Source organism: Chitinophaga filiformis (genome assembly GCF_900102545.1).
GTDB lineage: Bacteria > Bacteroidota > Bacteroidia > Chitinophagales > Chitinophagaceae > Chitinophaga > Chitinophaga filiformis.
The window spans coordinates 1,102,806-1,129,289 of the sequence record NZ_FNBN01000003.1 but is presented as its reverse complement, the minus strand read 5'-3'; the positions used below and the strand labels follow the sequence as shown (position 1 = coordinate 1,129,289).

The window sequence follows — 26,484 nt, the reverse complement described above, 5'->3', positions numbered from 1 at the left end:
TGTAGACATTTCTTTAAACTTTGTGTCAGGAAATATGAACCCTTTTTATGCCAAAAGAAAGAACATAATCAGAAGATCATATTACATTGTATTACAATTAAACAGACTAAAATGGCATTCGAGTTTAGGAAAGCTCTTGTAACAGAACAATCCAGGATATGGGAGATCCTGGAACAGGCCATCATTCGCAGAAAAGAAGATGGAAGTAAACAGTGGCAGGACGGATATCCCAATCCGGATGTCGTACGGAAAGATATTGAAACCGGGGTTGGTTTTGTATTGATCGAAGATAGTACTATCATCGGATATGCCGCTGTACTGATCAACGATGAGCCTTCGTATGCAGATATCGAAGGGGAATGGTTATCAAATGAAGATTTCGTGGTAGTTCATAGAGTCGCTGTTGCACAAAATCATCTTGGGAAAGGTTTATCCGGCAAGATACTTGAATATATAGAAGAATATGCGGCCAGTGAGAATATTTACAGTGTCAAAGTAGACACTAATTTCGACAATATTGCAATGATGAAGATCCTGGAGAAACGCGGATATATCTACTGCGGAGAAGTTTATTTTAGAGGTTCTCCAAGGAGGGCTTACGAGAAGATGTGGTCGTAAAAAATACAGGAAGAATAGCACCAGGTAGCTGACTACGCGCCGGAGATTATATCTCTGGCGTTTTTGTTTAAAGAATCAGAGAAAAATACGTACCTGCCTATACGTTTGTACTGTGAACGCGGAATTGTTTCGTTGGATCAATCCGGTTACTTAGAGGAGATATTTGCCTACCTAGTAACTTAACAAAGCTCTCCTCATAAATTTCAAATTTAAGACAGGGGAATTGCTTTTGCATACTATAGTCGTGATCCCATAAATAAAGAACTTCGTCAGTATCATACTCTATCATGAAAAGATCTCCTTCATCTTCATATTCTTTTGCAATTGCAATTCTTTTCGCATCTATGAGCCAGGTGTCAATTGTTCCTTTGTCAATGAAACTGGTGATTTGTTGTAAAAACTTTCCATTCCTTTTTCTTAGCTTATATGTTTCGTAGGGTGTAAATACAATAAAAGCAAATGCAAAAACAGCAATTGTACCCAATGGCAGAACCCAGAAAGTATCTTTTGTCAGAGTTGCTAAATATGTAAAAACTACCCCAAAAGTGCCGCTACAAAATAATGGTAGAATTTTATTTTAGGGCTGCCTTCTTTTTCTTTTTGGTTTCTCAAAGTTTGTAAAAGTCGTCGTTCGGCTGGATAGAGTTGTCTGGTTTTAAAATAATTGTTCATTTGTACCTGTACTTTATGTTATATCATGATTGAGATTACGAATTTTTAGGAAAATGAACAACAGGTATTATGTTTTAAAAATGGAAATCTAAATGAAGTGTGAAACCACCTTAATTCAGATATGGTCCTAATACGAATCAAAAATGTGTACCTATTTGGAACAATCGTTAAATATCCTATCCACTCCCTTTTCCCAATCGCTTATCAAGGATCATTTGAAGCTCCTATAGACGCACTAAAACATTGATTTGTTTCGAAATATAAATTTGACACTCAACTCAAAACTATTTAAACTTGTACTACTAAAAAATATTGTATATTTTTCTTGTATTTATTTGTTCTATAAACATCCCCTTATATGAAGTTTAGACCCAAACTGTCTGTGAACCTACTTTTTATTTGCATTATTTTAACCACCGTATATAGCTGCAATAAAAATATGGCATCAATATCTAATATGGAAATTAATGCAAAAATCACCGAAGCGAGAGCACTAATTGCACAACGGAGCAAGTACGGAAAAAATGACGAGAAGTTTAGAATACTTACGCTACACTGGGAAAAAGCACATACTCTAACCGAAGAGGGGGATAAGGAATTTCTTGTGGTTCCAACTGAAAATCTGAACACAATAGTACTAAAAAATGGGCAAACTTTCAGAAGGTTTGTAGTTTTCACCTATCTGAGAGATAAGTTAATGAATGCAGCCATTACCGAAATCATTGGTGACATAGCGTACCTTGATATGAACACGGATTTTTTGATATCGAATAATTATAGAAAACAAATCACAGGTTTTACAGGATTTATTAAACGGTATGACATTAATTACGATGATTTGTATCCCGGTCTATTCTATGAGAATGGTGTGCAAGTATCAAGAAATTCGACCATACTTTCTAATAGAAGGCCTGGCGAAAAAAATGCAAAAGGTGGACCCTTATTAAGGGCGCCCGATGGAGCCATAATAGGCGGATACTATGTTGATACCTACTTGCTCACCATATACCCAAATGGTACTCAAACGAAAGAATTTATAAGCCAGCAATATATAACAGCACACCATCAGACAGAGGAATACCCCAGTGGTGGAGGCGGAGCATATGACCAGGCAATCATGACTGACATGTTTGCACGTAGCGTCAAAAAATAATCCCTTCAAGCCATTTATAATCCCAGAAAAATTAAACCCTCGATATATGAAATTTAAATCCCTGTTAGCATAGGTAATACTGTATGCCTGCCTTATCTTTTGGCCTGAACTGCGTCATGCCTTCATCAGATCAAATCATAACACAATACCACTCACCAATGATTTTGGTCTGATTAGCACTTTGAGCTTTAACAGTGCTGCAAAATATAGAGCACATTGCAGTCTGTATAGAAAAAAAGTAGAAAATTTAGTTTTCTCATTGTAAACTAAAAAAAATGGTTACACTATCATGATTCTTAATCCTCATTTTCTGTATCTGATTTCTCCAGTACCAACCATACGTTATCCACTGTATTGCTCTGAAAATGCCATCCTAAATCTTAGAAAAGGCGATCGACTGCTATGTTACAAAGAAGTGTTCGATTATTTATACGACTGAAGTAACGCTCATATAGATATTCTTTTTCAATCAAAATGCCCTGCAAATTCATTCAACCAACTTAAATTCCAGTGGTAAGTAGATCAACGTCCTCACTGCATGGTTATTAACCGTGCCGGGGGTCCAATCGGGCATGTTCAGTACAAATTTCTTTGCCTCTCTTTCACAAGGTGGACAGGCACTTTGGACAATGAACACATTGCTAATCTTTCCATTTTTTTCTACGACCAATGATGCTATAATCGTTCCTTCGTAATCAATGCCCTCATTCGGCCATTTAAGGTTCTTTTGTATGTATTTTTTTAGGGCAGCAGTGCCTCCTTTAAATTTGGGTATCCTGTCCGTATCAAGGTATAAAATGGGTTTAGAAGTATCTTGCCTGATAGATGCTTTCGTTTTGTCAGGATTTGTTCCTGCAAAGGTAAGCTGGCAGAAGGCCAGTGACAAAAAGATAGTGTTAACGATTAGTGTCATTTTTTAAGTTCGTACTGGTTTCTTTCTGAAATGTTTTTATTTCCCGAAGTAATCTTTTATTTGTTACTATCAGACCATGATTTATACTTTAATATGCTATATAAAAAGAATGCGACGTCATAGTTCATCATGAAATACTGAACAGTTCTATGGAAACTGCCGATCAATGAAAGAAGTAACAAATATGCCTCTTTGTTACCCTCTAAATAAAACGATTGTCTTTATTTTTCTTCACAACAATTTTTACTTTTGTACCATTCGGGACGCCCACAAGCTGCTTTGCAATACTAGCATTATGATAGTGGTGCCTCGGATACGCTATAGACATAATGTTACTTAGGGCAAATTCTCCACCGGCAACAAAAGGTACATTGGCGATTAAACGATGATCAATTGGGAGGTCCCGCTCTGCCTTCCATTGTTCTTCATAACCATTCCCGGAATTGTAGTCCCAATCTGCTGCAAAAATGTTCAGCCACTCAGAAAACGTTTTTCCCATAGTCTCCCGCTCTCCAGATTCAGCAGCAAAACGTGCAAATTCAGCTTTGCTTCTGTCAAATACAAACTGATCGCCAAAAATATCCTGAGCAAAAGAAAATAAGTCTTTGAAAAGATCACCATATTCTTTGACAAGTGATGCATTTACGGACAAGATGTTATTAAAGCTGTCTTTATCGCTGATATCGTAAATTTGAAGGGACTGTCCCCAAAAGAATCCGCCATTTCCTGTATAAGAGAGAAAGTCAAAATAATCTACATCTTTAATCCATTGCTTACAGATACTTAGTGTATCTTCACTAATTTCAGGGGAAGACCACTTATCGAACTTTTGATTTAGGAAATATTGAAAGTGATTGCTCATTATTTATTCTTTATTGTGGGTAAGTAAGAGCGGATAGACAACTGATTACTGATCATTAAAAAGTTGTTCGAGTTTCTTTAAAATTGGAGTTATTTGCATATCGGTCTATATTCATAATGAGTCAGGTTTGGATAAAGCGTTGTTTTTGGATCCGTTCGACCTTTTCTGAACAGTTGCTGAACATCCTATTTAGTAACATTAAAGGTGTCAATAAGCAAAAGGAGTAATATAGATCACTCCTGCGATAGTATGAAAACAGGCGCTCGATGTCTAATAATACCGTTTGAAAGGTAATTTACTATTCAATAACCGCTCAACATCATCCATTTTGCTACAGCTCCTGAATTTCCTTTGAAGATGCAGGATGTCTTCGTGCTCGTAATCTTCAGTGTCAGCATCAAACAATTTAACGTACAACAAGGTCTCCGATATTTTATTGCTTTTTTCAATTACAGTGCATGATAATAGATCGTCTAAACGAAAGTATTGCCATGCGCCCGCACCACACCACATCTCTGGAGCTGCAAACAAACGCATGTTAAAGGTCAAAATGTGAAACTCGTCACACATGGGCTCTGATATCGGTGGACAGTAGTACCTAAGATAGCTTCAATAAACAATTGAAAACGGAAGCTGATCATTCAACTTCTCTTCAATTTCATCCATCTTCGTGCATTGCCTAAATTCCCATTGTAAATCAAGTATATGGAAAGCTTCATAGTCATACTCATTGATATCAAATAACTTTATATGGATCGTTCCAGGGGCCACGTATTCTTTTTCAAGTGCAATATCAAAATCCAAGACATCGCTTTCTTCAAAATAACCCCATGCACCAGGCCCGAACCACATTTCCGGTGCAGCCATCAGCCGCATATTATGCGTTTGAATATGCCTTCCAGGATTATTTCTAATATCAACAGTCAACCCCACTTTATCTGTCCAGTAAGGATGGGAAATTAACTTCCTTCCCTCAAGACTCTTCCCATATTTATGGAAAGTAGACACAAACTGCTCCCGTTGCCAGCATGCTTTCCGCGAATCATACATCATCCCAAAGTTGAACTTACGGATGGCTGCTGCTTTAATAAAAGCATCCAGATCCAGGAATGAATCGTCCAATATTTCCATCGCTATAAGCTCCGTAGCAAAAGCTTTATCGCTCCAATAAGATATGCCATTCACGGAAGTTATATCATGAAGGTCACTTATCCGCTCACCACTGTGTAAGGAGAACCAATGATCTCCGTCGGCGGTGAGCGTTTTTTGCATGTCACTGTAATGACCTATCCATACACCATTGGGAAAAGAAATAGGTGCCTGTATTACCGTCAAAGGTTTCTTTAAATAGCTGGTGGCCAGGGAGAAGGCATCGCCTGCATCATCGAAAGTTCCCAGGGTAAAAGATACTTCCAGTCTCATACAGTCTCTCGGTAAGGTTTTGAAGTAAGGCAGGGCTTTCTCGCCTCACTGCATCATAGTAATGCGAAGAAACCTGCCGTACAAAATAAAATATGAAATCTATCGAGGCTTACTTTTTAATTGACCCATGTAATATTGCAACAATTCCGGACGATCGAGGGCATTATGATGAATATCGCTTTCAACCATTTCAGTGTCTGTACACGTTAAATTCGTGATCGCAAGATTTTTTATAATATTCATTACCTTTTCAGTAACAATAATAAAAAGTGTTTCATCCAATAAAAATATATCCGACCCATCCCAGGTGCCCTCATCGAAGTATAAACCTCTTTTTACAACCACAGATGCTCCTCCCGGAACTATTGGTCCTTTATCTATCACCTCACCTTTGTAGTCATCTATACCGTAGGCACGTCCTTTAACGACCAGAAATGAGTAATCATCAACAGTTTTGTCTCTCACCATAATAGAAGCAGGTAACGAATCAAAACCCGTAACCCTCTCCGCTCGCAATGCTTTAAAGAATCGATTATGAAACAGCAATACCCCTACAGCGCTTCCATGTATCACGTCGTATAATTTATGCCCGCCGCTTCTATTTACCAGCACGGGTGTTTGAACCTCCTGCTCGCCACGCATAAATTTATAGGGATCAGTTGCGAACTCACTGTTAACAACAAGTCCGCCACTTAAAAATGCGTATGTGATCTGATAAAACCGTTGCATATCCATGTTTTATAGTCCAAATATAGTTTTAATTCTGTCCATTTCCGATAGGATCTGAGCTCTCGTAGCGTTAGGATATCTACTAAAAAAATTACTCCAGTATGAATTGAACAGCGCTGCTTTTTGTTGGTGAGCAAGGCTAACCCACCAACTGCCATGAATGGGATGATGAATATTTATTCCAGCCCGATTAAATTGCTGTGCGAACTCTTTTAGAGCATATTCTTTGTTGAGAAGTTAACACTGTGTTAATGAAGAAAATCAGATCAAAATGACACTATCTAAATCATAGATTAATAGTGGCATCTTCAAGGTCGAGTAAGCAAGGAGGATTTCACCCCGCGTTTCTCACAGAACAGTACGTGAACTTCTCGATTCATACGGCATTTCCAGATTAGAGGGACGGAACAGTTAGGCTTAACTTCTGAGTGCTTCAATGAAGTTTGTAATAAGACGGATAATCATATTAATAATTGCCAATACCACCCCAACCCAGGCAAGTCCTATAACAATTGCGATTACAACCATAGTTGTTCCTATAACTGTTTGTATAACCTTAAGAAATGGGTTCTTAGGAGTGGTTTCGAAATAACCAGGACGGTTCTCGCTCCACTTTCTTACTCCATATAAGACAGCCGTACCAACAACAAAGACAGGTAATATTACCCAACTCTCTTCACCTCTAAGTACGTCAATAAGATATTGAAAAAACTGAAAACATTCCTGCGCCATTGCATTGCGGTTTATGAGATGACAATGAGATTTTATTCGGTCATCGCTCGTCCTTCCGGCGCCGTTTTCGTGTCTTCCGACAACAAAATCGGGAACAAGTTAATAGTGATCATATCTATCACTGAAAGTGTTGGGATTCACAATACAGAAACTGGCCAGTTGTCCTCCTTCACTGAGACCCTCTCCTATTAATTTTAGCGGTAACAGGGCGAGACGTTGTGGATCCTTACCCCAACCAGCGAGGGTAAGTAAAAATAACAAAGAAGATAACAGCAATTTTTTCATTGTACAATACTTTTGGGAAGATTAATTATATTGTCCGATTGGGGGTTATTGTAATCGATGGCGTTTTTCTGAAAGTCGTATGCCTTATAGCAGAATATATCTCTCAGTAAAGGTGGGGAATTGCAATAAAATAAAAAATACCAACTACTTGGTATTTTTTCGTCTCAGGAATAAGAAGAATTGCCTCTATTTGAAACCAGACGACGGACATTATCAAAGAACTCTTATATCAAAAACGTCTGGAACTTACCCTGGACATTAAGCACCATCCCTTAAAAACATCAAACAACGGCAACCCTTACCTCTATCTGATCTCCTCGTATATTCCCGGCTCTCACAACAACCCTTCCACCTGAAAATCCAGGATTCGCAACACCCGTCCGGTAGCTCCAAACCCCACTACTATTCATCGCAGGCCCTTTTTCCACTTCCTTTCCCTCGGCTGATAAAATGCCGACCATCACATGATCAACATTTCTTATAATCATATAGATTACGTCGTTGATAGCCCCTCTATAACAGTCAGTGATTACCATTCTGATATCCGGAAACCTGTCAGCAGACTTTTCATCTGCGACTGGCTGTTGTTTTAAGTCCGGTGTTCCGTCTGTTGATGACATGAATAAACGCTTAAAAAATTTCATATCCCATAGCTTTAATGTCAAAAAAAAGCGCCCCGGCTAATGACCGGGGCGCTGGTTACGCGTTTAAGAAATCGTGACTGTTTCCTCGGCTTTATTACCCGGCAAATCCGTCGCGATAGCGACTACCCTGGTACCGGTCAGTGCCGCATTGGTGGTAGTTACCGTATAAATCCAGAAACGTCTGTCTCTTGTATTGATGACAGCATCTCCCTGCTCTAATACAGCGCCAGCCTGCGAGAAGATGGCAACTTTTACCGATGCCGGGGTAATGACGTCTCTTGCCTTGACAGCGATCAGGTCACCCGCTGTTCCTTTATAGCCACTGATGTCTAAACCATCAATGACAGGGGGATTCATTGCATCCCTCAAGGCTACGTTATATGCGGTCTGACCACCTTTTGCTGCTTTCTGATACAGCGCCTTAGTCGCAGGATCTTTCATTGCATCCTGTGCAAACAGCGATGCAATTATAAATCGCTCGTTTGTTTCCTGCTGCGCTTCAGTTGGCGGTTTACTACTGGGACCGCGTTTAACGGCAATTACCGTTTTTCCTTTTCTTACACGAAAGTTCATCATATCTCCGACAGTGCCGGATGCTCCTCTCGTGAAGATGTTTGTTTTTACAAATGCCATAGTGATAAGTTTTAGTGATTAAAAAATGTTGTTTAATCACAATCGTGATCACCAGGTCAAACAGGAGGCGCCCCTCTCCTGCTTTAGGCGCAGCCCCGTTGATCGTGATTGCTGACACAATATTAGCACGATTATCTAAGGCATTTCCGGCGATGTCCATAGGGCGCCAAAACGTGTCCATAGGACGCCAAAACGTGGGTTCCGTATATTCATGAACCTTATTAAAAGATGCAGAAATGGCTTAAAAAGGCGTCCTTAAACTCCTTACTAATGGGCAATACATCGCCGGTCTTCATAGTGACATCCATATCTACAAACTTAATATGACGGATGCAGACGATGTATCTTTTGTGTATGCGGAGAAAAAGTTCGCTGGGAAGGTGTTTCTCGAACTGCCGCAGGCTGGTTCTTACCCTAAGGGTGCGGCTATCAGTAAGCTTAATTTGAATATATTTATCTAAAACGGTCACGTAAACGATCGACTCTCTTTCGATCATTTCCCTGGTCGTATCCTTTGCAAGTATGAGGAATGGTTGTTCCATATATTATTAAAATTAAATGTTGTCAAATGAGTGTAATAAGAAACTGAAGATGCGTATAGACGTAGGCCTGTCAGGACACGTAGCGTATATAGCACAGATAAGTAGAATAGTAGATATTGACTAGTTAATGAACCTGCAATGGTTTTTATTTCGAATCCAATATTTCTTAAGTAATTCATAACGTATAAATTTATTTTGATTTTTAAGTACGTTTATCGCTTGGGTATACATACATATTCCTTTACAAATTTATTCGCAAGCAACAACTTATTGATATTTTTGACATACACTTTTTCCCCAAATTCTACACAAAATCACAGTCTCGGTTTACGTGCTTCAAACACTTTTTCTCCTCTTAGATACCGCTTTAATACCGCTAATCCTGCGTTAATCTTACGTTCATGAACGTAGGATCAACGCAGGATTAGCGGTATTAAAGCGGTATCTAAGAGGTATCTAAATCAGTACAGAAAAACTTTACAGTTCATAGTAGATGTTCAGCATTAGCTTTACAGATGCGTCAAATAAGCTTTACACAAGAATATTACAGAAACAGAGAGAAAGAAGCAGACATCATTCAACAATGTCAGATCACACGAAGGTTACTTAGAGCAAGCAACAAAAGGGTTAATACAAATCAGGGGCAAAAAAAGATCGTAAGCAACAGGGCGCTTGCTGCATTACGATCTTTTTTTTAGATAGTCCTTAATTGCGCTGTGATATACCGTACTTCCCGGATGCGCTTTATAAGTCGCCTTCCGTACCGGATCATTAACAATCGCCCTGGCATACTTCACAGCCGCTGCAAATCTGGATTTTTCCTCCAGTTGCAATGCCGATGGAACCACATGGCTCATATCAGGATACTTGGTCAGAAGCGTCCGACCCATTCGTGTTTTAACGACAAATTGATTGTCTAATACGGTCTTACTAACCTTGACACCGGTCAATAAGACGTTTTTTGTTCTTGCCATAAGTAAATATTTTCTTTTAAAATTAACCAAAACAGGATTGCGGCTTTTACGCAATTTTCCCTTTAATTAGATAAAGGCCAGGCAAGATTACCCGGGCCGTTGTTTCTGTAGTTATAAAAACTACGACTACTTTCTTTTATCGCGCGAATCCGGCTGAAAAGCAATCAGGTTAAACATCTCGCGCATGCGACTACGCACGTGATCACCATATATCGCGCCCAGTTCTGCGGCATTCAATCGTGTGATGATATGTGTGATCATCCCATGAGAATGCATCAGATTATACCTGGTGAAGAGGACCTGCGACATGAGATTGATCTTATTTCCCCAATAGTTTACCAGGGGTTCAAGGCCAAGATCATCGAAACAATGAACATGCGGCATTCGCCTGTAAGGATTGAATGCTCTTCTGCTATATTTCAGAATTACGTCACTACCCAGGTCCGCAAACTCAAGACTTATCTCTATAGACGACTTAAGAAACGGACGGTGGTCGGGCAGACTGAAATTTGACAGGATGCGCATGATGGATGTTTTGCCACAGCCCACCGGACCAGTCAAAAGCAGCCCCTTATGCAGGTCGAGTTTCTCTTTTGCTGCAACTTCTCCATCACGGAGAAAATAAGCGATCAGTTTCATTATAACGGGCCGGTCGATATCATCGATCACAAAATCCCGGCGGTACAGGTCCCGGCCCTTCTCTTCTACCTGCTGCAGCATGTAGTGGTAATCAAATGGGCTCATCGTAACGTTTGTCTTTTGTTGATCGGAGCCCTCCGGTTGTTGATATTGTATGTGCATTAATATTATTTTTTAATGAAGGAATGCGGCTGATCCATTTTTCCGCGGCGGCCTTCCAATCGAGGATTGGCGTACCGCTCATAGTCCAGCCGATGGCTTTGTAATGAAAATAAAACAGCTCGGCTTCCTTGTCTGATTGCGCCGCAGAACGGAAATACGTACATATCTCTTCTAATTCCGGCGCCACCGGCACTATGATTTTATCTTTACTTTTTTTTTGCGAGCGCGCTGTTTTACTCTCGTTTATAAAATTGTTTATTTGTTTATTATTATTAAAGTGGGGCAAAATCGCTCCCGTATGTGGGTCAGAATTGCATCCCTCAACAGGATCTTTATTACTCCACATATGTGTGTCATTTTTGCTTCGCATATGTGGAGCATTTTTGGTATACTTATGTGGCGCACTTTTTTCCAACGGCACCATTTTTATCATGCAGCGTGAAAAAGGCCGTTCAGACGGCTCATAAGTAAGGAAACCAAAGTCATGCAGCCGTTTCACACATTGCATGTAGGTACGAAGCGAACCTATCTTGCTGAGCCGCACTACTAAATTCCTGTCAACCATCAAGGATACCGGAAAATGCTCCAGATTCCATAACTGAAACAATGCCATATAGAGGCTAATATCGTTTGCACGTAGTCGCTCGTGCTCGTGGACAAGTGTGTAGAATGCGTTGAGGTGGCGGATGAAATTAATATTAGTATACTGGTTATTCATATGCTTTGGTTATTTGAGTTTTTAATAAACGGTGGTTAACAATACTATTTACTGATCATTTCAAGTTCCAACATTCTCTTTGCGTGATATATCTCCCATTTCAGCCATTCGTCGAGCACCGCTTTCAGCGATTTCTGGCCGATCCGGAAAGAGGTTCCATTTTCAACCAGCTGGTGAGCAATCTTCTTTCGTCGTTCGATAAGCCATAAATACCTTCTCTTGTTATCGGCAATGGGAGCAATTTCTGCTCTAAACTGGGACATTAAGTACCGGACATAATCCGCACTGTTGAAATCAATGTACTGCAGCCGGTTGTAAAGCCGCCAGACATTGTCATTACCTTTCTTCACAAACCCCAGTAACTGATTAGCCAACTTCTCAACATAGTCGCGATTACCGTGCGTGAGATAATCACTATTTGCTAATGAAATTGACCTTTCCAGTGGAGCAATTACGATACGTTGCAGTCGGCTGTCGAGAGAACGGAATTGAGGCGAACTCTTTACCGTTACTAAGGATTGCATAATGAACTCGCGAAACAAATGCTTGTTGTAATCCGGCATTTTGTACTCATCGTCCATATACTGATAGAAATTCTTCTCCAGGTAGGAGTACAAATCAAACAGTAGCTTGTGAAGAAACTTAAATAAATATTTCCCTTCAGGATCAGGGTCAAGGATGTCCATCTGCCTTACTTCAATGTCTGGAAGCCATTGTATCAATTTATCCAACAGCGGCACAATGCCATACTGACAGGACTTTACAGCGATACGAATGGTTTCCTCCTTTGTTGAATTTTTGAGGGATGCCAGGAACTCCCGTTCGAGATATTCAAGCTTGGGACATCGACCAAACATTACCTGGCTGATAAATTTCGGATTGAGAATGTGCGATTTTCTCAATTGCTTTGGAATATCCTCGTTAATGAGGAATGTGAGATGATTCAACATCATCATGTCATTAAATTTACTGGTTAAAAAATAATTACAGGTTCAATGCAGGCAAAGCAGGACGCAATTTTTTTTTGCGCACATGCATACATGCGTTGAATTATTTTATGGTAAGAAGTCGTTAAAAAGCCATGAAAGATGGGATAATGAGTCCTGGGGAATTATAGTAGGACTGGTAGAGATAGTAGGGATAGTAGAGGTAGTAGCGCTGGCAGAGAGGAGGAGGTATTAACAAAAGCATAAATGGAATTCAGACCTGAGAGATCAGGTAAGTCGACCAGATCGGTCAACGGCCTATTTAAAGCGAGTTTTGAATACATAATTTTCGACTTGAAATTGGAGTTATTGAAATTATAACGAAATGCAATTTAGGGAGTTTGCCAATATCATTAATCAAACGCTGAATATTTTTTTACAAGAAATACGATTTATTTATAATATATCTTAAATCGTTTACAGATGAAATATAGATAGGTGGATAGACCGACTTCACAACAGAATGTCCCTTTTGTCCATTTACCGGTCCTGCCACATTTGTTAACTTCACTATCGGAAATGCACCTAGTACAACTTTATGCAAACAGGCAATGAGCAAGACATTGATAGCGGCTTTGGGAACGACGATACAGTGGATATGGGACTCTTTTACTTAAGCTAATCAGATATCCCTAATTAATGTCTGAGAGAACATTTGAGTATTTCGAAAATCACATCAGAACCTACGGCTTATTTTCAGATAAGGAGATTGCAATGATTAAATCGCTGGCAATACCCAAGCGACTTAAGAAGAAGCAATACTTGCTACGTGAAGGAAGTGTATGTAGGTTTCATACACTTGTATGCAGCGGATGTCTTCGATCATATCGGATCGACAACAATGGCAACGAACATATCTTTAGCCTTTCACCGGCCGATCATTGGGTAAGCGACCATGTAAGTCTTGCGACAGGTGCCCCTTCAAATGAATTTATTGATGCGCTGGAGGATAGTACTATTATACAGCTCTCAACGGATAGCTTCAACACACTCTTGAAAGAGATACCTAATTTCGACACACTACACACTAAGGTCATCATCAATGAATGCCGTGCAAGCAGGGACAGAATATATATGATGCTCAGCCATCAGGCAGAAGAAAGATACAGGCAATTTATCCGGTGCTTTCCACAATTGCATCATCGCCTTCCAATGTTTGTGATCGCTTCCTATCTCGGCATAAAAAGGGAAACGCTAGCCAGGATACGCAGTAATATGATTGATGTATAAGTGCTGCAGGTCGTGTTTCGGGGAGATGGTCAAATCCCAAATGTACAGGGGGCGATTGCTTTGAAAAAATTGCGGGCGACTGATTATAAAGCGTCGCTCCTTAATGATTTACGATACATCTCAGGAGACGTAGCAGTCTGTGTCTTAAAGAATCGGCTGAAATAGGCCACATCATGAAAGCCAAGGTCAAAGGCAATTTGTTTGATTGGTTTGTCGCTTAAATACAGTTCATGCTTCGCTTGTGTTATTATGCGATCCGAAATGATGTCGCCAACAGTCTTCCCCAAATGCTGCTTCGCCATACGATTCAAGGTCTTGATATTAACGTTCAATAATTTTGCATAGTCTGCCGGCCGGTGCCTGTAGTGAAAGTGTACTTCAACTGCATTGATCAATTCCCTTGTGAGATGATACACCTCTGACAGCGCCTTCGAACGAATGACACCTCTTTCCTCCTTTATCCGCGAGGCATAGATCATAAATATTTTCACCCAGGAGATCCCAATATCATATCGACCCAAGCGGTTATCATTAAGCTCCGAAAGAAGATTATCCAGCGGATGCAGCAGTTGTGCCATCTCCTCATCGCTGATCTTTATCAAGGGAATTTCACCGATGCTCTTAAACAGTACCTGCTTACTTGTTAATTCCATATCGTATTTATGGTTCCAAAAAAAATCGGGATGGAACTGTAATAATATTCCATCAATCGGACCATCCGCATCGATTTGAAAAGGTTGATAGATGGGAAATCTAATTAAGCAATTCTCTGAGAAATCATACGTAGCTGTATCAAAGGTCAACTGACCTTTTCCTTTCTTAATTAAGATGATCTTATAGCAGTTAAAGCTCTTCAGACTTTTAAAATAGTCATCATTATTAAGCTGTATTAGCTTAAACGCCAATACATTTGTTTGAGGATTTATCAGTTCTATTTTTAATTGTTCATTCATTATCAATAATTTCATTCCGGTGCCATTACATCGCGCAGCTTTGTACGCTTTTCATCTATTCTTGGTAATTCGAAAGATGATCTATACTGGCAATACAGAAAGGATGGAATATGTCCATCTCAAACAGAGTGTACATACTCCACCATTTTTAATTTGTTTAAACGAGATAGTAATGATGATCGACAAAAGGTGTGTTCTGCAACGTTCGGACTTTAAGGACGAACACGGATGATCGTCTTTCCGCTAACGCGGTTTGTCGAATTGAAAGTCGCAACGGCATCGTTGAGGTTAGATATATTGCCGATATGCGTCCGCAGGCGTCCTTCGCGCACACGCTGAATCATCTCAGTTAATTGACCGGGATTTGCTTCGACAACAAAGTCGATTGTCGATCCGTTTGCAGGCCGGGCCTCGGTCGGACCGGCGATGGTTACCAATATTCCTCCGGACCGGATCAAGCCGGCAGAACGCGTTACGATGTCGCCACCGAGGACATCGAAAACAAGATCGACCGGACCTACGTCTTCCAAAGTATCATTCTCAAGATCAACGAACTCGTGTGCGCCGAAGTCGAGCGCTGTCTGGCGACCACCAGCGCGTCCGGTACCGATGACATAAGCGCCGGCTTCACGCGCGAGCTGCGTTGCCATTGAACCGACTACGCCGGCCGCACCATGCACGAGGACGCGCTGCCCCGCACGAAGACGCCCGTGATCGAACAACCCCTGCCACGCAGTCAGGCCTGGCATCACTAAGGCGGCGCCCACCGAGAAGTCAACATCTGCCGATAGCGGCGCAAGATTGCGTGCTTCGACAGCTACATACTCCGCCAGGGCACCATTTCGGTACCAGTCTGTAAGACCGAATACCCGCTGTCCCACAGACAACCCCGTTGTACCATAACCGAGCGCAGTGACCACCCCGGCCAGTTCGTGGCCGGGGATCGATGGAGTCCGGTCACGCTCCGTGCGATCGGTCCAGGTCGCGCCCCAGGACAATTCATCTCCTGTGATACATGACGCATGCACCTGCACAATGACATCGTTTATCGCTGGTTGCGGCTCAGGATGTTCCACCAGTTTCATTCCGCCTATCCCTGCAGCCTGGTCAGTTACAATAATTGCCTTCATAACACACCTCCTTTTTTATTGCTGTATAGCATTATTTGCAGCATGATTTAATAATTAACATTGTACTGTTGATATTGTTATTCTGGTTTAAAATTAGAGCGAAATTCAGTTACTTTATGGGGCCAATTTTCAAATACATACGGGTCCAGTTATGATTAAAAAATTGCTTGAAATTTCATTTAAAAAATGCGATGAGCATAGCCCTCTATACCGGCAATTAGAATCTCAGATCATCCAGTTAATATGTCATGGCATTTTGAAACCAGGGCAGGCTCTTCCGCCCTCACGCGAGCTTGCACTGAGCCTGCAACTCAATCGTAAAACAGTAGTAACTACTTACGAGGAATTGGATGCACAGGGCTGGGTGGAAACAAGAGAAAGAAGCGGCGTGTATGTATCGAGGCACCTGCCAAATACTTCAGCGCGCGCAATTAACCAACAAAGTCCAAAATTGATACGAAGCCGGCAACCGGCTTATCCACTAATAAATCGATCTTCTGATGTAGCAACGAGCACAGATCAAAGTGCACAAAACAATGTCTCAGGAATGCCAGCGCTGCTGTATAAAATTGATGATGGTTTTCCTGATCCCAGAATTGCACCTATTGAGGAGCTGGTGCGAGAGTACAGAAGATTTGGAAAGGGCCGTTTAGCAAATCAATTTCTTACGTACGGTCCGGAACATGGTTCCTATCGCCTCAGGGTCGAGCTTGCTGATTTCCTAAACAGGACCAGAGGCTTGCAGATCACTGAAAAAGAAATATTGATAACCAAAGGGACGCAGATGGCTATATATTTAGCGACACAGTTACTCATCCGTCCCGGCGACAGTGTATTTGTACCGGAACCAGGTTATAAAGATGCAAATCAAACCTTTAAGCTGGCAGGAGCAAATCTGACATTTATCCCGGTAGATAAAGAGGGTATGGATCTGGACATGATTGAGCAGTTGTGTAAGAAGAAGGCGCCCAAGATGATCTATATTATCCCTCATCACCACCGCCCAACCACTGTTACTTTAAGTGCGGAACGGCGTATGCGACTTTTAAACCTGGCTCGCAAATACCGGTTTGCATTGCTTGAAGACGATTATGATTTTGATTATCATTTTTCCAGTAGTCCTCTCTTACCTTTGGCAAGTCTGGACACTGACGGACATATCATTTATGTAGGATCCTTTTGCAAAAGCATCGCGCCAGGTGTTCGAATCGGGTTTATGGTGGCGCCAGAAGTAGTCATAAATGAAGCGGCTGCCATTCGTAAATTAATAGACAGACAAGGCGAACAGTTGCTGGAAGAGGCGACTGCTGAATTGCTGAGTGCTGGTGACATTTCGAGACACATCAAAAAGTCGCACAAAGTTTATCAAGAGCGCCTGGAAAACACTTGCCGCTTGCTTCGCGAGCAACTGGGAGAATATCTTACGTTTGACAAGCCGAATGGAGGATTGGCCATCTGGGCAACTTACGGAAAGAACATAAGTGCCAAAGCAGTTGCCCTGAATGCTGAAAAGTTGGGATTAAAGATTAGTGATGGCAGTAATTATTTCTTTCAGCCTGATAGCACACCGCCAAACGATTACATACGTATTGGCTACAGTTCTTTAAATGAAACAGAAATGGCCGGTGCAATTGATATATGGAAACAGGCGCTCACTTCATTGAAAGCAAAATAACAGGCTAAAAACAGGCCATAGCCCCCAAAAGCACTTAAGTAGTCCACTACATTAGTCTTTGCTGTAGAACTGAAAAGCGGCTCCATCACCTGGAGCCGCCATACTTTAAATCATCAGGCGGATTCTCGCACTGCCGTTCCCTGATTATTGTCGATAATGTATCGCCAGTATCCATCTGCTCCTCGTCGCACGATATCGCATGCCGAGCCTGCGAGGTGGATCTGTTTGCCGTCCGGACCTACACCATCAATAGACCAATCCACCACTATCTGGGCGATATTGTCTGCGACAAATACGTGACGCACGGTTGCCTCCAGTGGCAGTCCTAGCTTGAGATCGCGCTCAAACCGGGCAGCGATCGCCCCCCTGTCAGTTAATGTTCGACCGTCGTTTTCCACAAACACGGAATGCGGATCGTGCAATTCCATCATCGCGCTGACCTTCCTGGAGTTAAATCGCTCAATAAGTGAGGGTATAACACCTTCAGGTTCCGTAGGGAGCGGAAATCTCATTTCTTCAGTTTCAGATTTCATCTGTTTCGTATTTAGCGTTATAGAAAATTTGATGATCTCTGTAAGAGTGCATCTGTCTCCTATGCAATTTTAACAACAAACTATATAATATCTATTTGATGCTCTTGCTGCTCTCCAACTTGCAGGCAGGTTAAAAGCAGGTAACCTTTTCTACTACAAAAGACGCCTGGAATTCCAGGTATTTAATTGACATAAGTCACAAAAAAGGAAAAAGTTAAGGTTATAAGTCCAGGATCCTGACTCATAAAATTGTTTCCATCAGTTGACGGCGTTCTTAGTATCCGCACTTCAAATCACCAGAATTTATCGGCCTTACGAAGGATTAACATTCTATTCTTTGACAAATGTCACACTCCATGATTCAGCTATTTTCAATTTTTGTCAATTCAACGGTATCAAATCATTTCGACACAAACATTATTCGCATTTTAAAAAAACTACAATGGAAAAGAATCTTCTGGAATTATCACAAGACCTGAATCGAATGGTAGCAGCTGATCAACTTATTGAAGCTGCAGAAAAGTACTATGCACCCAATATCCAGACCATCGAATTTGATGGCAGAATAACCAAAGGAAAGCAAGCGGCTATGAAGAAGCTAACAGACTTTGTAGCGTCCATTCAGAAGGTGAACGAGATTACGCTTCTACGATCGGCGTCTTATGATAATACCTCCTTTTCTGAATACATTCTGGATTTAGATATGAAGGACGGGAGCAATGTCTACCTGCATGAGATAGTTCGTTCTTTATGGGCAAACGGCCAGGTTGTAGAAGAGGCATATTTTAAAGGGTAATACAACATACCATAATACCAAATACGGCATCAGTATCTAAGCAATATTGATACGGGAATATATATAAAATGGAAAAGATTGAAATACACGAAGGAGAGATAGGTATCTCTTTTTTCTCGCTACATGTAGATGGAAAAGAAGTCGGAAGAATGGCGGTTCAAATTACCCCCGGCATATTAAAAGCAGGATACACAAGCGTTGGTCTTATGCAACGAAAAAACGGGTATGGAAGGAAATTAGTAAATGCAGTAGTTGATTATGCCCGCGAAAATAGTCTGAAAATAATCCCGGAATGTGGTTTTGTAGCGATGATGTTTAACAAATTCCCGGAGACATATGGAGATATTCGGGCTATACGGTAACTAACATCATCGGCTTCAACAATGATGTAAAGTCGAATCTAAGGGTCAGGAATCCTTTCGTAAGAAAACACTTTTTCAATTGATAATTTTTATGAACAATTTTTTAATGCCGGACGAACAAAACGTTTCGGAAAAGAACAAAATAATCTTCGAAGCGCTGAAGGACAAGTTTGGCAGGGTTCCAAATATTTTCGTGGCCTTCACCAGCAGCGAAAATGGTCTTGAAAACTACTTCAATTACCTCACGCAGGACAACTCATTGAACTATCGCGAACGCGAAGTAGTAAACTTAGTTGTGAGTCAGGTAAATCAATGTTCATATTGCCTCAGCTTTCATAGTGCAGTAGCCGAACGCATTGGTTTCAACAAAGAGCAAATACTGGACATACGCGCTAACGACATTCAGTTTGATAAATCCTTGAAAGCCATCGCAGCATTGGCACATAACATAGCACTCACTAAAGGACATATTTCCGGAGCCATTCTTTTAGACTTCTACGAGGCAGGATATGATCAGGGACACCTGATCGATGTGGTACTTGCAGTCGGCAACATCACCACGCTTAACCTGTTGTATGCAATTACAAATGTTCCTATCGATTTTCCACACGTAATAGCATAAAATCAGAAGAGAATTTTCAATGCTATAATTGGCTGACACCCGGGACGCCGGCAGAGAGGACATGAACTGATTTTTTGAAGACTTAACAATTTTATGTTCAGGTTAAAATGTAAAGATTATGATACGTAAAAAACAAACACTACGACTGTTCCCAAAAGACATTACAGGCGATCTCATTAAAGACCGTCAGGAGGTTATTGTTAACTGGCGGGCAGGTCGTCTTGTTCTCGATGAACCTCCATTCAATGGCGGTAAAGATCTTGGCCCCGATCCTTTTTCAACTGTTCTTTCCGGATTGGTGGGTTGTACATTGACTACACTGCGTATGTACATCAAAAAGAAAGGATGGAATATTACAGACATACATTGCTCAGTGAATATGATCCAACAAACAGAGCCATTCAAAACTTCAATTCTAAGGACACTTTCCTTCGGCCAGCCAGTGAGCGATGCGCAAAAGGAACGACTTCTCTGGATTGCAAAAAATTGTCCGGTTGCAAAGTTGCTGGAAGGAGAAATCAATATTGATACACGGTTGTCTGACGATCCAACTGTATCAGCAGGTATGGGAAATTATCCTCCACCGGATGAAGCAGCTACAGATGCCAATGAGAAATATACAGCTCAGTAGGTCAATTGTGCAAGCACCACTTGCACAATTGACATGGTAACCTCCAGCCCTGCTACATAGAATTATTGCGAAATTGAAGAGGGTGATCCGGGATCTAAGATTGAAAACGATTCAGACAGTAAATAAACAATTACTACTACTACTACTACTACTACTACTACTACTACTACTACTACTACTACTACTATATTGGGAGATTTGAGACAGGTTAGAATATTATCACTTATATTCATACCGTTTATTACTTATCTAAAACGTGCCCGATGCTATGAATACTCAGCTTGACGAAGTGTGGGAACTATTATATCCCAGAGTAACTAATACCCTATTAAAGGGCTATTGTAACGGATTATTTAACCCGCAAAAGGATAAATTTTTCGCCGCTACATTTGTAACTGATTTTCCTGCAGCTGATGATCTGCAATTTTTAATGTCGCACTTTAACAGTGGATATTCTATTATCAGTAAACCATCAGGAGCTTCAGAACAGCAAGGATGGCATGCACTACCGCCAGGAGCTGGCTTACAGCCTGCTGAATGCAACGCTTACAGTATCAGTTTTCATGGTGCCTTTTATGAAGACGAATGGCACTTTATATCATCGCTGATATTCTTCGTTACCGCGGATGAAGAACTGGCAAAAGATAGTGTTTTCCCTGCTGATGTTTTCAGTAATACTGTTTATTTACCATACCAATCATTTTCGCCATCCCGCGTAAATGTTCAAATGTTAGAATTTTCGATGGCACCCTGGCTGGTCGCCGATGTTAAACAAACTAAAAAGGAAAAGCTAAACCAGGCATTCAGGTATTATCTGGAACTTGCCGTATTACAACCATTAGCAGAAAAATTGAGGATATACTATCCCTATAAATATGATAGCATCGTAGGTATGTATGGAACCGAACATTTTTCCAGTATATTCCCGGCAAACAAACGTCTCGTCCTACTTGTGACGGGAGCTAAGGGGCTGTCAGAAAACGACTATACCATCAGATATCTCTTATATATGCCGGAAGAAGGAAACATTTACGAGTGGGAATACTTTCCCGTTGGCATTGCCAGCTTTTATGATCCAGAATCTGTCATTAACCAATTAAAAACTGTTACTTATTGGGATAATCCCAGGTACCTTCAATCTTCCTGCACACTGGATGATGATCACTTTTGGAAGCAATGTGTTATTCCGCAGGAAGAGGGAGAATACAAGTATCTACGTGAATTGACTTTCGCCGGCAACAGCCTTTCATTGAAACTATGAGTACAGAAAATGTCAGGAAAGAGGACCGGAGGAACCTCCTAATTCCTATTGAGCCATATTTTGATCGACTATAAAATTTGCATTTGTAAAAAAATATGTGTCTATTTATATATAAATATCGAAACCATAAAATGACACGCACTTTATCCACTTTTAGCCTAAACAACTTAATGAAATCATTTGTCTGTTCTATTACCTTCTTATTAATTTCTTTTTATGTCAATGCGCAGGAAACTAACGCCTTCACTACTGGGTTCGAAGAAACTGTTCATTCAAAGATCCTGGGACAAGAGCGCAAAGTTTGGATACATATTCCTAACAGCAACGGGGGAAATAAAATTAAAGACAGGGGGAACTATCCTGTAATTTATTTATTGGACGGAAGTGAAAATTTCAACACCGTTGTAAGTATTACCGAACATATGACCGAATCAGGGCTTTGTCCGCCCATGATTGTGGTTGGAATACTACACCCAAACAGGCTGACTGACTTAACACGCGGTACTGATGAGGAACTGCCTGGCGTTGTTGGCAATGGTGAAAAATTCATGTCGTTTATCGAAAAAGAACTTATTCCTCATATCGATTCCACTTATCCCACCACAACGTATAAAACATTTATTGGTCATTCTCTGGGAGGCCTGACGGTCATGAATACCTTTCTGCATAATCCGAATTTATTTAATTCTTATGTTTCTCTTGACGGAGCTTTGTGGTGGAATGATCAAATAACAGTAAAAGAAGCAAAAGCGATCTTGCCTACCCGGAATTATAAAGGGAAAACATTGTTCATTGCCATGGCCAATCGGATGGAAAAAGGAGTAGATACGTTCCGTGTTCAAAAAGATACAAGCAATGCTACGGAACTTATCCGTTGCAATTTAGCGCTGATTAAAGATCTTAATAAAAATAAGGCAAACCAATTGCGTTTCAAATACAAGTATTATGAAAATGATAACCATCCTTCCGTAAGGTTAATAGGAGAATATGATGCGCTTCGGTTCATCTTTGATTTCTATAAGCTTGAAATCTACAATAGTGATTTAAACAACCCTGGTTTTAAACCAGATTCCTTTCTGGTTGCCCATTACAAAAACGTTTCTGAACAGATGGGTTATGTGATTAAACCAGATGAGAATCAGGTTAACAATCTTGGATACAAAATGATGAACGCTAAGCAGCTTGCCAAGGCAGAAACCTTATTTAAGCTCAATATTGCGAACAATCCGAAAAGTGCTAACTGTTATGATTCACTTGGTGATTTGTATCTTCAAACTGGCAACAAAACTAAAGCTATAGACGCTTTCAAAAAAGCGTTGGCGTTGAAAGAAATTCCGGAGTCCAGAGAGAAATTGGAGAAATTATTGAATGAATAATTGTCATCTGCTAATCGTTCCTTTCGTTTTCTTACAATTTCCCTTGGGAGAGTACCTGTACATTTGCATTATAATAGCTGCGAACATTAATGATGATAGCCAGTTATCAATAACATTTGTAAGAGAAAATAGTTGCTCACCTAAAACAAGCTAAAATGGAACTCGGAACAAAAAAGGCATTTGAAAAATCAAATTACAATCCTGTAGCGCTTAAAAGTTATAAGATAACCAAAAAACTTATTAAATACAGCGTTTACATTGCACTCCTTTATTTTGCGTACGAAGGCTTCATGGCCTGGCAGTAAACAAGGTATTTTAACACGCCAGCTATTGATCTGAATAATAGATAGCTGGCGTGTTATTAAATTATTGTAAGTAACCAATCATACAGGTATTCCCAATAAATGACCATAACAATTCAAAGTCTTATTATATTCGCATGTGTGGAAGTTATTCCCTTTTAAAGAATGGAAGATATAGCAGGTTATAATAGTTATCGGGTGTCCGTGCCGCAGGCATTCGAAGATGTCTTTTCTCATTTTTATTGTGCAGAGAACAAGTCTGATGTAGTAATTGAAAAGACGCTTCTTCCTTCGTACCAAACGATCATGATTTTTAATTTTGGTATCCCGGCGTCATTTATTTGTAAAACCGGTGATCAGATCACCGTGGAAACCTGTATAGTACTTGGCCCAATAAAACATGCCTTCAACTATTTATTACCCCCCGGAGCCGAGATACTTGTATGCAATTTTAAAGATGATGCTTTTTTCAGGTTCTTTGGCAATGCAGGCATTACGCAAGAGGCCCTGCATCCTGATGAACTGCTTCATGAAGATTGTTTTACCACTCTTTGGTCTGAATTAAGACAAATCAGTGGTAATGAAAAGCGCATCGAAACAATACTTGACTTCAGTAAACCCTACCTGCGTAGACGTGATAAAATAGCAGAACAAATTGCCGGATCTGACCGGAATACTTTCAGTCCTATTAAGGAGATATCTCAAAAGAACAAATTGTCCGAAAGATCTGTGCAGACCAACCACAAAAAGCATTTTGGCTATACCTCAAAAGAAATGTACCGCTACAGCCGCTTCCTTAAGGCGATTGAGATCTTGCAGGAAATTTCTCTTGGAAATACCAAAATAGATTGGTTTGAAATAATAGATCGGTGTGGATATTATGATCAAAGCCAGCTGATTAAAGATTTTAATCACTATTTACATCTTAGCCCTTCTAAATACCTCAAATTCCAAGAGTCAATCTGTAACCCAAAACACTAATTACGCATTTCTGTGCCGTAATGTATCAGGCTATTATGTAGGTCAGCGCTCTCCTTTCGCAGACCATTAACAGATATATGTTGCCTATCCTTCTATTTCCGCTCACAGCAAATGTGGGCCGGGTGTCAAGTGCTTTATCAATGCCCCAGTAAACCATCAGCATAGCCATTGTACACAATGAACATCTTTCGTTTTCTTACAATACTGGGTCTCGCAGCGAGCCTACTTTTGTGATATAAAAATGCAGTATATGAAGAACAACAACGTATTAATTACAGGAGCAACAGGCACCGTAGGCACACAATTGATTAAGATGCTGGTAAACAGAAATACTCCTTTTCGGGCGCTTGTCCGCAATAACGATCAGGGTACTTTAATGAGCCATTTACCGAAGGCAGAAGTTGCCATTGGAGATCTTTCTGATGCCTATGGCCTTCAGCAGGCGTTACAAGGTATAGAAAAGGCATTTTTACTGACGAATTCTTTGGAACAATCTGAGCAACTTCAGTTAAACTTTGTAAATGCAGCGCACAAAGCGGGGGTGAAACACATTGTAAAGCTATCCCAGCTGGCAGCAGATGAGCATTCACCTGTACGTTTCCTTCGTTATCATGCGGTGGTGGAAAACAGGATCAGGGAACTGGGCATGGACTATACATTCCTTCGGGCCAACCTCTTTATGCAGGGGCTAACGGCCTTTGCACATTATATCAAATATGAGGGAACGTTCTATGGTTCATTGGGAGATGCCGCTGTCAGCTCAGTGGACGTCCGGGATATCGCGGCGGTTGCCGCAACGGCCCTGACAGAACCGGGTCATGAAAATAAAATTTACCCGATAACTGGTCCGGCAGCGATCACTCATTTTCAAATGGCAGAAATACTCTCTGATGTTCTGGGTATTAATATAAAATATGTAGACCTGACACCAGAACAAATGCAAGGTGCATTGACAGTAGCCGGATTTCCCCAGTGGCAGGTTGGCGGCTTGATTGAAGATTATGCGCATTATGCCAGAGGAGAAGCCGCCCATGTTTTTAATACCGTGAAAGATATCACCGGACAACATGCCATTAGTTTCGAGCAATTCGCCCTGGATTACAAACAGTATTTCTGCTAATAAAATATCATCATACTAAAACAACTGAAATGAAAAAACTGATTTATTTCGTACTTACGTTAGTTGGGATATTCGTAACGATCATCGCCTATCTGGAGTTGAACAGCTCCTATGTTGTCTCACCATTTATCAACAAGCATGCACCGGTTATCACCCATCAGGAAATAACTATCAATGCTTCTGCGCAAGAAGTTTACGAGGTGATGAGTGATATAAATCATTGGACGGCCTGGCATCCGGAGGCCCAAGCCCCCAGGCTAACCGGACCGTTTGAAAAAGGGAATAGTTTCGACTGGAAAAGTGGAGGCTTGACCATTCACTCTACGCTGCATACCGCCATCCCCGGACAAAAAATTGGCTGGTCAGGCAAAGCGTTTGGAGCATTTGCCATCCATAACTGGTCCTTTATAGAGCACAATGGCCAAACGACCGTAAAAGTTGATGAAAGCATGGAAGGCTGGATGGTAACCCTACTGCGTAATAAATTTCAAAAAGGATTAGAACGTTCCTTACAAGTATGGCTTAAAGACCTGAAGGTAAAAGCTGAAGAATAGCGGATGCACCTGCTGAAATAAATATCCCCATGACTTCCGATAGCGACTTCTTCTTATTGTTAGCCATTCGTCAACTCCGAAAGTGCGCGCTCAGCAGTAATCGGTGTGGTTGAAGTGAGGATATTAACACCTTATACTTTAATTTTCGAATCAGCCATTAATCAGAAGATGACTGCAAATGGGAATGGCCCATATTTGAAAATCGAAAATTTCCCTGTTATCTGAGTAAATACCGCCGTGGAAATATGTATCACCTTTGTTTCACAAAACAAAT

32 protein-coding genes are annotated in these 26,484 nt (G+C 40.8%); 15 read left to right on the top strand and 17 right to left on the bottom strand.

From position 1 onward, the window contains the following. Window positions 1–111 precede the first annotated feature (111 nt). Entirely contained in the window at window positions 112–618 is a 507-nt protein-coding gene (locus BLR32_RS16780; RefSeq protein WP_089834190.1) for a GNAT family N-acetyltransferase, read from the top strand. A 97-nt stretch (window positions 619–715) separates the two neighbouring features. Here the strand turns inward: BLR32_RS16780 and BLR32_RS16775 are convergent, their stop codons facing one another. After that, window positions 716–1,102 carry a hypothetical protein gene (locus BLR32_RS16775; RefSeq protein ID WP_089833777.1) on the bottom strand — a complete coding sequence of 129 codons (387 nt, stop codon included), beginning with the start codon at window positions 1,100–1,102 and terminating at the stop codon, window positions 716–718. Between the two features lie 627 nt (window positions 1,103–1,729). Between BLR32_RS16775 and BLR32_RS16770 the strand changes: the two genes are divergently transcribed. Then, on the top strand, window positions 1,730–2,443 hold the full coding sequence (locus BLR32_RS16770) for a hypothetical protein (RefSeq protein ID WP_143011500.1): 714 nt from the start codon (window positions 1,730–1,732) through the stop codon (window positions 2,441–2,443). Between the two features lie 487 nt (window positions 2,444–2,930). Here the strand turns inward: BLR32_RS16770 and BLR32_RS16765 are convergent, their stop codons facing one another. The 13 genes from BLR32_RS16765 to BLR32_RS16695 form a co-directional block, all read right to left on the bottom strand. Beyond that, window positions 2,931–3,329 (bottom strand): energy transducer TonB, encoded by a 399-nt coding sequence (locus BLR32_RS16765; protein ID WP_176842315.1) that lies wholly within the window; start codon window positions 3,327–3,329, stop codon window positions 2,931–2,933. A 229-nt stretch (window positions 3,330–3,558) separates the two neighbouring features. Continuing rightward, entirely contained in the window at window positions 3,559–4,218 is a 660-nt protein-coding gene (locus tag BLR32_RS16760; RefSeq protein ID WP_089833771.1) for an SMI1/KNR4 family protein, read from the bottom strand. A 609-nt stretch (window positions 4,219–4,827) separates the two neighbouring features. After that, complete coding sequence (locus tag BLR32_RS16750) at window positions 4,828–5,640, bottom strand: hypothetical protein (protein ID WP_089833768.1); 813 nt, start codon at window positions 5,638–5,640, stop codon at window positions 4,828–4,830. A gap of 99 nt (window positions 5,641–5,739) precedes the next feature. After that, window positions 5,740–6,369 carry a hypothetical protein gene (locus tag BLR32_RS16745; protein ID WP_143011499.1) on the bottom strand — a complete coding sequence of 210 codons (630 nt, stop codon included), beginning with the start codon at window positions 6,367–6,369 and terminating at the stop codon, window positions 5,740–5,742. 417 nt (window positions 6,370–6,786) lie between these two features. Then, entirely contained in the window at window positions 6,787–7,101 is a 315-nt protein-coding gene (locus BLR32_RS16740; RefSeq protein ID WP_089833764.1) for a hypothetical protein, read from the bottom strand. A 99-nt stretch (window positions 7,102–7,200) separates the two neighbouring features. Continuing rightward, on the bottom strand, window positions 7,201–7,386 hold the full coding sequence (locus BLR32_RS16735) for a hypothetical protein (protein ID WP_089833762.1): 186 nt from the start codon (window positions 7,384–7,386) through the stop codon (window positions 7,201–7,203). A gap of 281 nt (window positions 7,387–7,667) precedes the next feature. Continuing rightward, on the bottom strand, window positions 7,668–8,030 hold the full coding sequence (locus tag BLR32_RS16730) for a hypothetical protein (RefSeq protein WP_089833760.1): 363 nt from the start codon (window positions 8,028–8,030) through the stop codon (window positions 7,668–7,670). 63 nt (window positions 8,031–8,093) lie between these two features. Beyond that, window positions 8,094–8,663 (bottom strand): hypothetical protein, encoded by a 570-nt coding sequence (locus BLR32_RS16725; RefSeq protein WP_089833758.1) that lies wholly within the window; start codon window positions 8,661–8,663, stop codon window positions 8,094–8,096. A 221-nt stretch (window positions 8,664–8,884) separates the two neighbouring features. Continuing rightward, window positions 8,885–9,205, bottom strand: coding sequence for a LytR/AlgR family response regulator transcription factor (locus BLR32_RS16720; RefSeq protein ID WP_089833756.1), 321 nt, complete (start codon window positions 9,203–9,205; stop codon window positions 8,885–8,887). Between the two features lie 680 nt (window positions 9,206–9,885). Further along, a complete protein-coding gene (locus BLR32_RS16710) occupies window positions 9,886–10,179 on the bottom strand; it encodes a hypothetical protein (RefSeq protein ID WP_089833752.1) in 294 nt (97 codons plus the stop codon). Window positions 10,180–10,305: 126 nt separating this feature from the next. After that, window positions 10,306–10,923, bottom strand: a complete 618-nt coding sequence (locus BLR32_RS16705) for a P-loop NTPase family protein (protein ID WP_143011498.1) — start codon at window positions 10,921–10,923, stop codon at window positions 10,306–10,308. Continuing rightward, window positions 10,910–11,698 (bottom strand): hypothetical protein, encoded by a 789-nt coding sequence (locus tag BLR32_RS16700; protein ID WP_089833748.1) that lies wholly within the window; start codon window positions 11,696–11,698, stop codon window positions 10,910–10,912. The genes BLR32_RS16705 and BLR32_RS16700 overlap by 14 nt, the downstream gene beginning before the upstream one ends. A gap of 44 nt (window positions 11,699–11,742) precedes the next feature. Further along, on the bottom strand, window positions 11,743–12,654 hold the full coding sequence (locus BLR32_RS16695; RefSeq protein WP_089833746.1) for a hypothetical protein: 912 nt from the start codon (window positions 12,652–12,654) through the stop codon (window positions 11,743–11,745). A 76-nt stretch (window positions 12,655–12,730) separates the two neighbouring features. On the opposite strand from BLR32_RS16695, the gene BLR32_RS34065 reads away from it, so the two are divergent. After that, window positions 12,731–12,880 (top strand): hypothetical protein, encoded by a 150-nt coding sequence (locus tag BLR32_RS34065; protein ID WP_176842314.1) that lies wholly within the window; start codon window positions 12,731–12,733, stop codon window positions 12,878–12,880. A gap of 443 nt (window positions 12,881–13,323) precedes the next feature. Continuing rightward, a complete protein-coding gene (locus BLR32_RS16690; protein ID WP_089833743.1) occupies window positions 13,324–13,914 on the top strand; it encodes a Crp/Fnr family transcriptional regulator in 591 nt (196 codons plus the stop codon). Window positions 13,915–13,997: 83 nt separating this feature from the next. On the opposite strand, the gene BLR32_RS16685 is transcribed toward BLR32_RS16690, so the two are convergent. Together BLR32_RS16685 and BLR32_RS16680 are read right to left on the bottom strand one after the other, a co-directional pair. Further along, the gene (locus BLR32_RS16685) at window positions 13,998–14,867 is read right to left on the bottom strand and encodes an AraC family transcriptional regulator (RefSeq protein WP_176842313.1); all 870 of its coding nucleotides are present in this window, start codon (window positions 14,865–14,867) and stop codon (window positions 13,998–14,000) included. A 212-nt stretch (window positions 14,868–15,079) separates the two neighbouring features. Next, window positions 15,080–15,997, bottom strand: coding sequence for an NADP-dependent oxidoreductase (locus BLR32_RS16680; RefSeq protein WP_089833739.1), 918 nt, complete (start codon window positions 15,995–15,997; stop codon window positions 15,080–15,082). Between the two features lie 151 nt (window positions 15,998–16,148). Between BLR32_RS16680 and pdxR the strand changes: the two genes are divergently transcribed. Next, window positions 16,149–17,672, top strand: coding sequence for a MocR-like pyridoxine biosynthesis transcription factor PdxR (pdxR, locus tag BLR32_RS16675; RefSeq protein WP_089833738.1), 1,524 nt, complete (start codon window positions 16,149–16,151; stop codon window positions 17,670–17,672). Window positions 17,673–17,785: 113 nt separating this feature from the next. On the opposite strand, the gene BLR32_RS16670 is transcribed toward pdxR, so the two are convergent. Further along, window positions 17,786–18,205, bottom strand: coding sequence for a YybH family protein (locus BLR32_RS16670; protein WP_089833735.1), 420 nt, complete (start codon window positions 18,203–18,205; stop codon window positions 17,786–17,788). 442 nt (window positions 18,206–18,647) lie between these two features. Between BLR32_RS16670 and BLR32_RS16665 the strand changes: the two genes are divergently transcribed. The 10 genes from BLR32_RS16665 (at window position 18,648) to BLR32_RS16625 (ending at window position 26,210) form a co-directional block, all read left to right on the top strand. Then, complete coding sequence (locus tag BLR32_RS16665) at window positions 18,648–19,001, top strand: hypothetical protein (RefSeq protein ID WP_089833734.1); 354 nt, start codon at window positions 18,648–18,650, stop codon at window positions 18,999–19,001. A gap of 68 nt (window positions 19,002–19,069) precedes the next feature. After that, window positions 19,070–19,363 carry a GNAT family N-acetyltransferase gene (locus BLR32_RS16660; RefSeq protein WP_089833732.1) on the top strand — a complete coding sequence of 98 codons (294 nt, stop codon included), beginning with the start codon at window positions 19,070–19,072 and terminating at the stop codon, window positions 19,361–19,363. A gap of 91 nt (window positions 19,364–19,454) precedes the next feature. Further along, window positions 19,455–19,985 (top strand): carboxymuconolactone decarboxylase family protein, encoded by a 531-nt coding sequence (locus tag BLR32_RS16655; RefSeq protein ID WP_089833730.1) that lies wholly within the window; start codon window positions 19,455–19,457, stop codon window positions 19,983–19,985. 118 nt (window positions 19,986–20,103) lie between these two features. After that, on the top strand, window positions 20,104–20,616 hold the full coding sequence (locus tag BLR32_RS16650) for an OsmC family protein (RefSeq protein ID WP_089833728.1): 513 nt from the start codon (window positions 20,104–20,106) through the stop codon (window positions 20,614–20,616). A gap of 268 nt (window positions 20,617–20,884) precedes the next feature. Continuing rightward, window positions 20,885–21,877, top strand: a complete 993-nt coding sequence (locus BLR32_RS16645; protein WP_089833726.1) for a hypothetical protein — start codon at window positions 20,885–20,887, stop codon at window positions 21,875–21,877. A 170-nt stretch (window positions 21,878–22,047) separates the two neighbouring features. Further along, complete coding sequence (locus BLR32_RS16640) at window positions 22,048–23,253, top strand: alpha/beta hydrolase-fold protein (protein ID WP_176842312.1); 1,206 nt, start codon at window positions 22,048–22,050, stop codon at window positions 23,251–23,253. 155 nt (window positions 23,254–23,408) lie between these two features. After that, a complete protein-coding gene (locus BLR32_RS34060; RefSeq protein WP_176842311.1) occupies window positions 23,409–23,558 on the top strand; it encodes a hypothetical protein in 150 nt (49 codons plus the stop codon). 162 nt (window positions 23,559–23,720) lie between these two features. Then, complete coding sequence (locus BLR32_RS16635) at window positions 23,721–24,536, top strand: AraC family transcriptional regulator (protein WP_089833723.1); 816 nt, start codon at window positions 23,721–23,723, stop codon at window positions 24,534–24,536. Window positions 24,537–24,786: 250 nt separating this feature from the next. Further along, entirely contained in the window at window positions 24,787–25,656 is an 870-nt protein-coding gene (locus BLR32_RS16630; protein WP_089834189.1) for an SDR family oxidoreductase, read from the top strand. 29 nt (window positions 25,657–25,685) lie between these two features. Further along, window positions 25,686–26,210, top strand: a complete 525-nt coding sequence (locus BLR32_RS16625) for an SRPBCC family protein (RefSeq protein ID WP_089833722.1) — start codon at window positions 25,686–25,688, stop codon at window positions 26,208–26,210. Window positions 26,211–26,484 lie beyond the last annotated feature (274 nt).

What these genes read in the sequence shown, in the direction of transcription:
- BLR32_RS16780 (WP_089834190.1), top strand. Translation starts at nt 112, where the DNA reads ATGGCATTCGAGTTTAGGAAAGCTCTTGTAACAGAACAATCCAGGATA.
- BLR32_RS16770 (WP_143011500.1), top strand. Translation starts at nt 1,730, where the DNA reads ATGGCATCAATATCTAATATGGAAATTAATGCAAAAATCACCGAAGCG.
- BLR32_RS16760 (WP_089833771.1), bottom strand. Translation starts at nt 4,218, where the DNA reads ATGAGCAATCACTTTCAATATTTCCTAAATCAAAAGTTCGATAAGTGG.
- BLR32_RS16750 (WP_089833768.1), bottom strand. Translation starts at nt 5,640, where the DNA reads ATGAGACTGGAAGTATCTTTTACCCTGGGAACTTTCGATGATGCAGGC.
- BLR32_RS16745 (WP_143011499.1), bottom strand. Translation starts at nt 6,369, where the DNA reads ATGCAACGGTTTTATCAGATCACATACGCATTTTTAAGTGGCGGACTT.
- BLR32_RS16740 (WP_089833764.1), bottom strand. Translation starts at nt 7,101, where the DNA reads ATGGCGCAGGAATGTTTTCAGTTTTTTCAATATCTTATTGACGTACTT.
- BLR32_RS16735 (WP_089833762.1), bottom strand. Translation starts at nt 7,386, where the DNA reads ATGAAAAAATTGCTGTTATCTTCTTTGTTATTTTTACTTACCCTCGCT.
- BLR32_RS16730 (WP_089833760.1), bottom strand. Translation starts at nt 8,030, where the DNA reads ATGAAATTTTTTAAGCGTTTATTCATGTCATCAACAGACGGAACACCG.
- BLR32_RS16725 (WP_089833758.1), bottom strand. Translation starts at nt 8,663, where the DNA reads ATGGCATTTGTAAAAACAAACATCTTCACGAGAGGAGCATCCGGCACT.
- BLR32_RS16720 (WP_089833756.1), bottom strand. Translation starts at nt 9,205, where the DNA reads ATGGAACAACCATTCCTCATACTTGCAAAGGATACGACCAGGGAAATG.
- BLR32_RS16710 (WP_089833752.1), bottom strand. Translation starts at nt 10,179, where the DNA reads ATGGCAAGAACAAAAAACGTCTTATTGACCGGTGTCAAGGTTAGTAAG.
- BLR32_RS16705 (WP_143011498.1), bottom strand. Translation starts at nt 10,923, where the DNA reads ATGAGCCCATTTGATTACCACTACATGCTGCAGCAGGTAGAAGAGAAG.
- BLR32_RS16700 (WP_089833748.1), bottom strand. Translation starts at nt 11,698, where the DNA reads ATGAATAACCAGTATACTAATATTAATTTCATCCGCCACCTCAACGCA.
- BLR32_RS16695 (WP_089833746.1), bottom strand. Translation starts at nt 12,654, where the DNA reads ATGATGATGTTGAATCATCTCACATTCCTCATTAACGAGGATATTCCA.
- BLR32_RS34065 (WP_176842314.1), top strand. Translation starts at nt 12,731, where the DNA reads ATGCATACATGCGTTGAATTATTTTATGGTAAGAAGTCGTTAAAAAGC.
- BLR32_RS16690 (WP_089833743.1), top strand. Translation starts at nt 13,324, where the DNA reads ATGTCTGAGAGAACATTTGAGTATTTCGAAAATCACATCAGAACCTAC.
- BLR32_RS16685 (WP_176842313.1), bottom strand. Translation starts at nt 14,867, where the DNA reads ATGAATGAACAATTAAAAATAGAACTGATAAATCCTCAAACAAATGTA.
- BLR32_RS16680 (WP_089833739.1), bottom strand. Translation starts at nt 15,997, where the DNA reads ATGAAGGCAATTATTGTAACTGACCAGGCTGCAGGGATAGGCGGAATG.
- pdxR (WP_089833738.1), top strand. Translation starts at nt 16,149, where the DNA reads ATGATTAAAAAATTGCTTGAAATTTCATTTAAAAAATGCGATGAGCAT.
- BLR32_RS16670 (WP_089833735.1), bottom strand. Translation starts at nt 18,205, where the DNA reads ATGAAATCTGAAACTGAAGAAATGAGATTTCCGCTCCCTACGGAACCT.
- BLR32_RS16665 (WP_089833734.1), top strand. Translation starts at nt 18,648, where the DNA reads ATGGAAAAGAATCTTCTGGAATTATCACAAGACCTGAATCGAATGGTA.
- BLR32_RS16660 (WP_089833732.1), top strand. Translation starts at nt 19,070, where the DNA reads ATGGAAAAGATTGAAATACACGAAGGAGAGATAGGTATCTCTTTTTTC.
- BLR32_RS16655 (WP_089833730.1), top strand. Translation starts at nt 19,455, where the DNA reads ATGAACAATTTTTTAATGCCGGACGAACAAAACGTTTCGGAAAAGAAC.
- BLR32_RS16650 (WP_089833728.1), top strand. Translation starts at nt 20,104, where the DNA reads ATGATACGTAAAAAACAAACACTACGACTGTTCCCAAAAGACATTACA.
- BLR32_RS16645 (WP_089833726.1), top strand. Translation starts at nt 20,885, where the DNA reads ATGAATACTCAGCTTGACGAAGTGTGGGAACTATTATATCCCAGAGTA.
- BLR32_RS16640 (WP_176842312.1), top strand. Translation starts at nt 22,048, where the DNA reads ATGAAATCATTTGTCTGTTCTATTACCTTCTTATTAATTTCTTTTTAT.
- BLR32_RS34060 (WP_176842311.1), top strand. Translation starts at nt 23,409, where the DNA reads ATGGAACTCGGAACAAAAAAGGCATTTGAAAAATCAAATTACAATCCT.
- BLR32_RS16635 (WP_089833723.1), top strand. Translation starts at nt 23,721, where the DNA reads ATGGAAGATATAGCAGGTTATAATAGTTATCGGGTGTCCGTGCCGCAG.
- BLR32_RS16630 (WP_089834189.1), top strand. Translation starts at nt 24,787, where the DNA reads ATGAAGAACAACAACGTATTAATTACAGGAGCAACAGGCACCGTAGGC.
- BLR32_RS16625 (WP_089833722.1), top strand. Translation starts at nt 25,686, where the DNA reads ATGAAAAAACTGATTTATTTCGTACTTACGTTAGTTGGGATATTCGTA.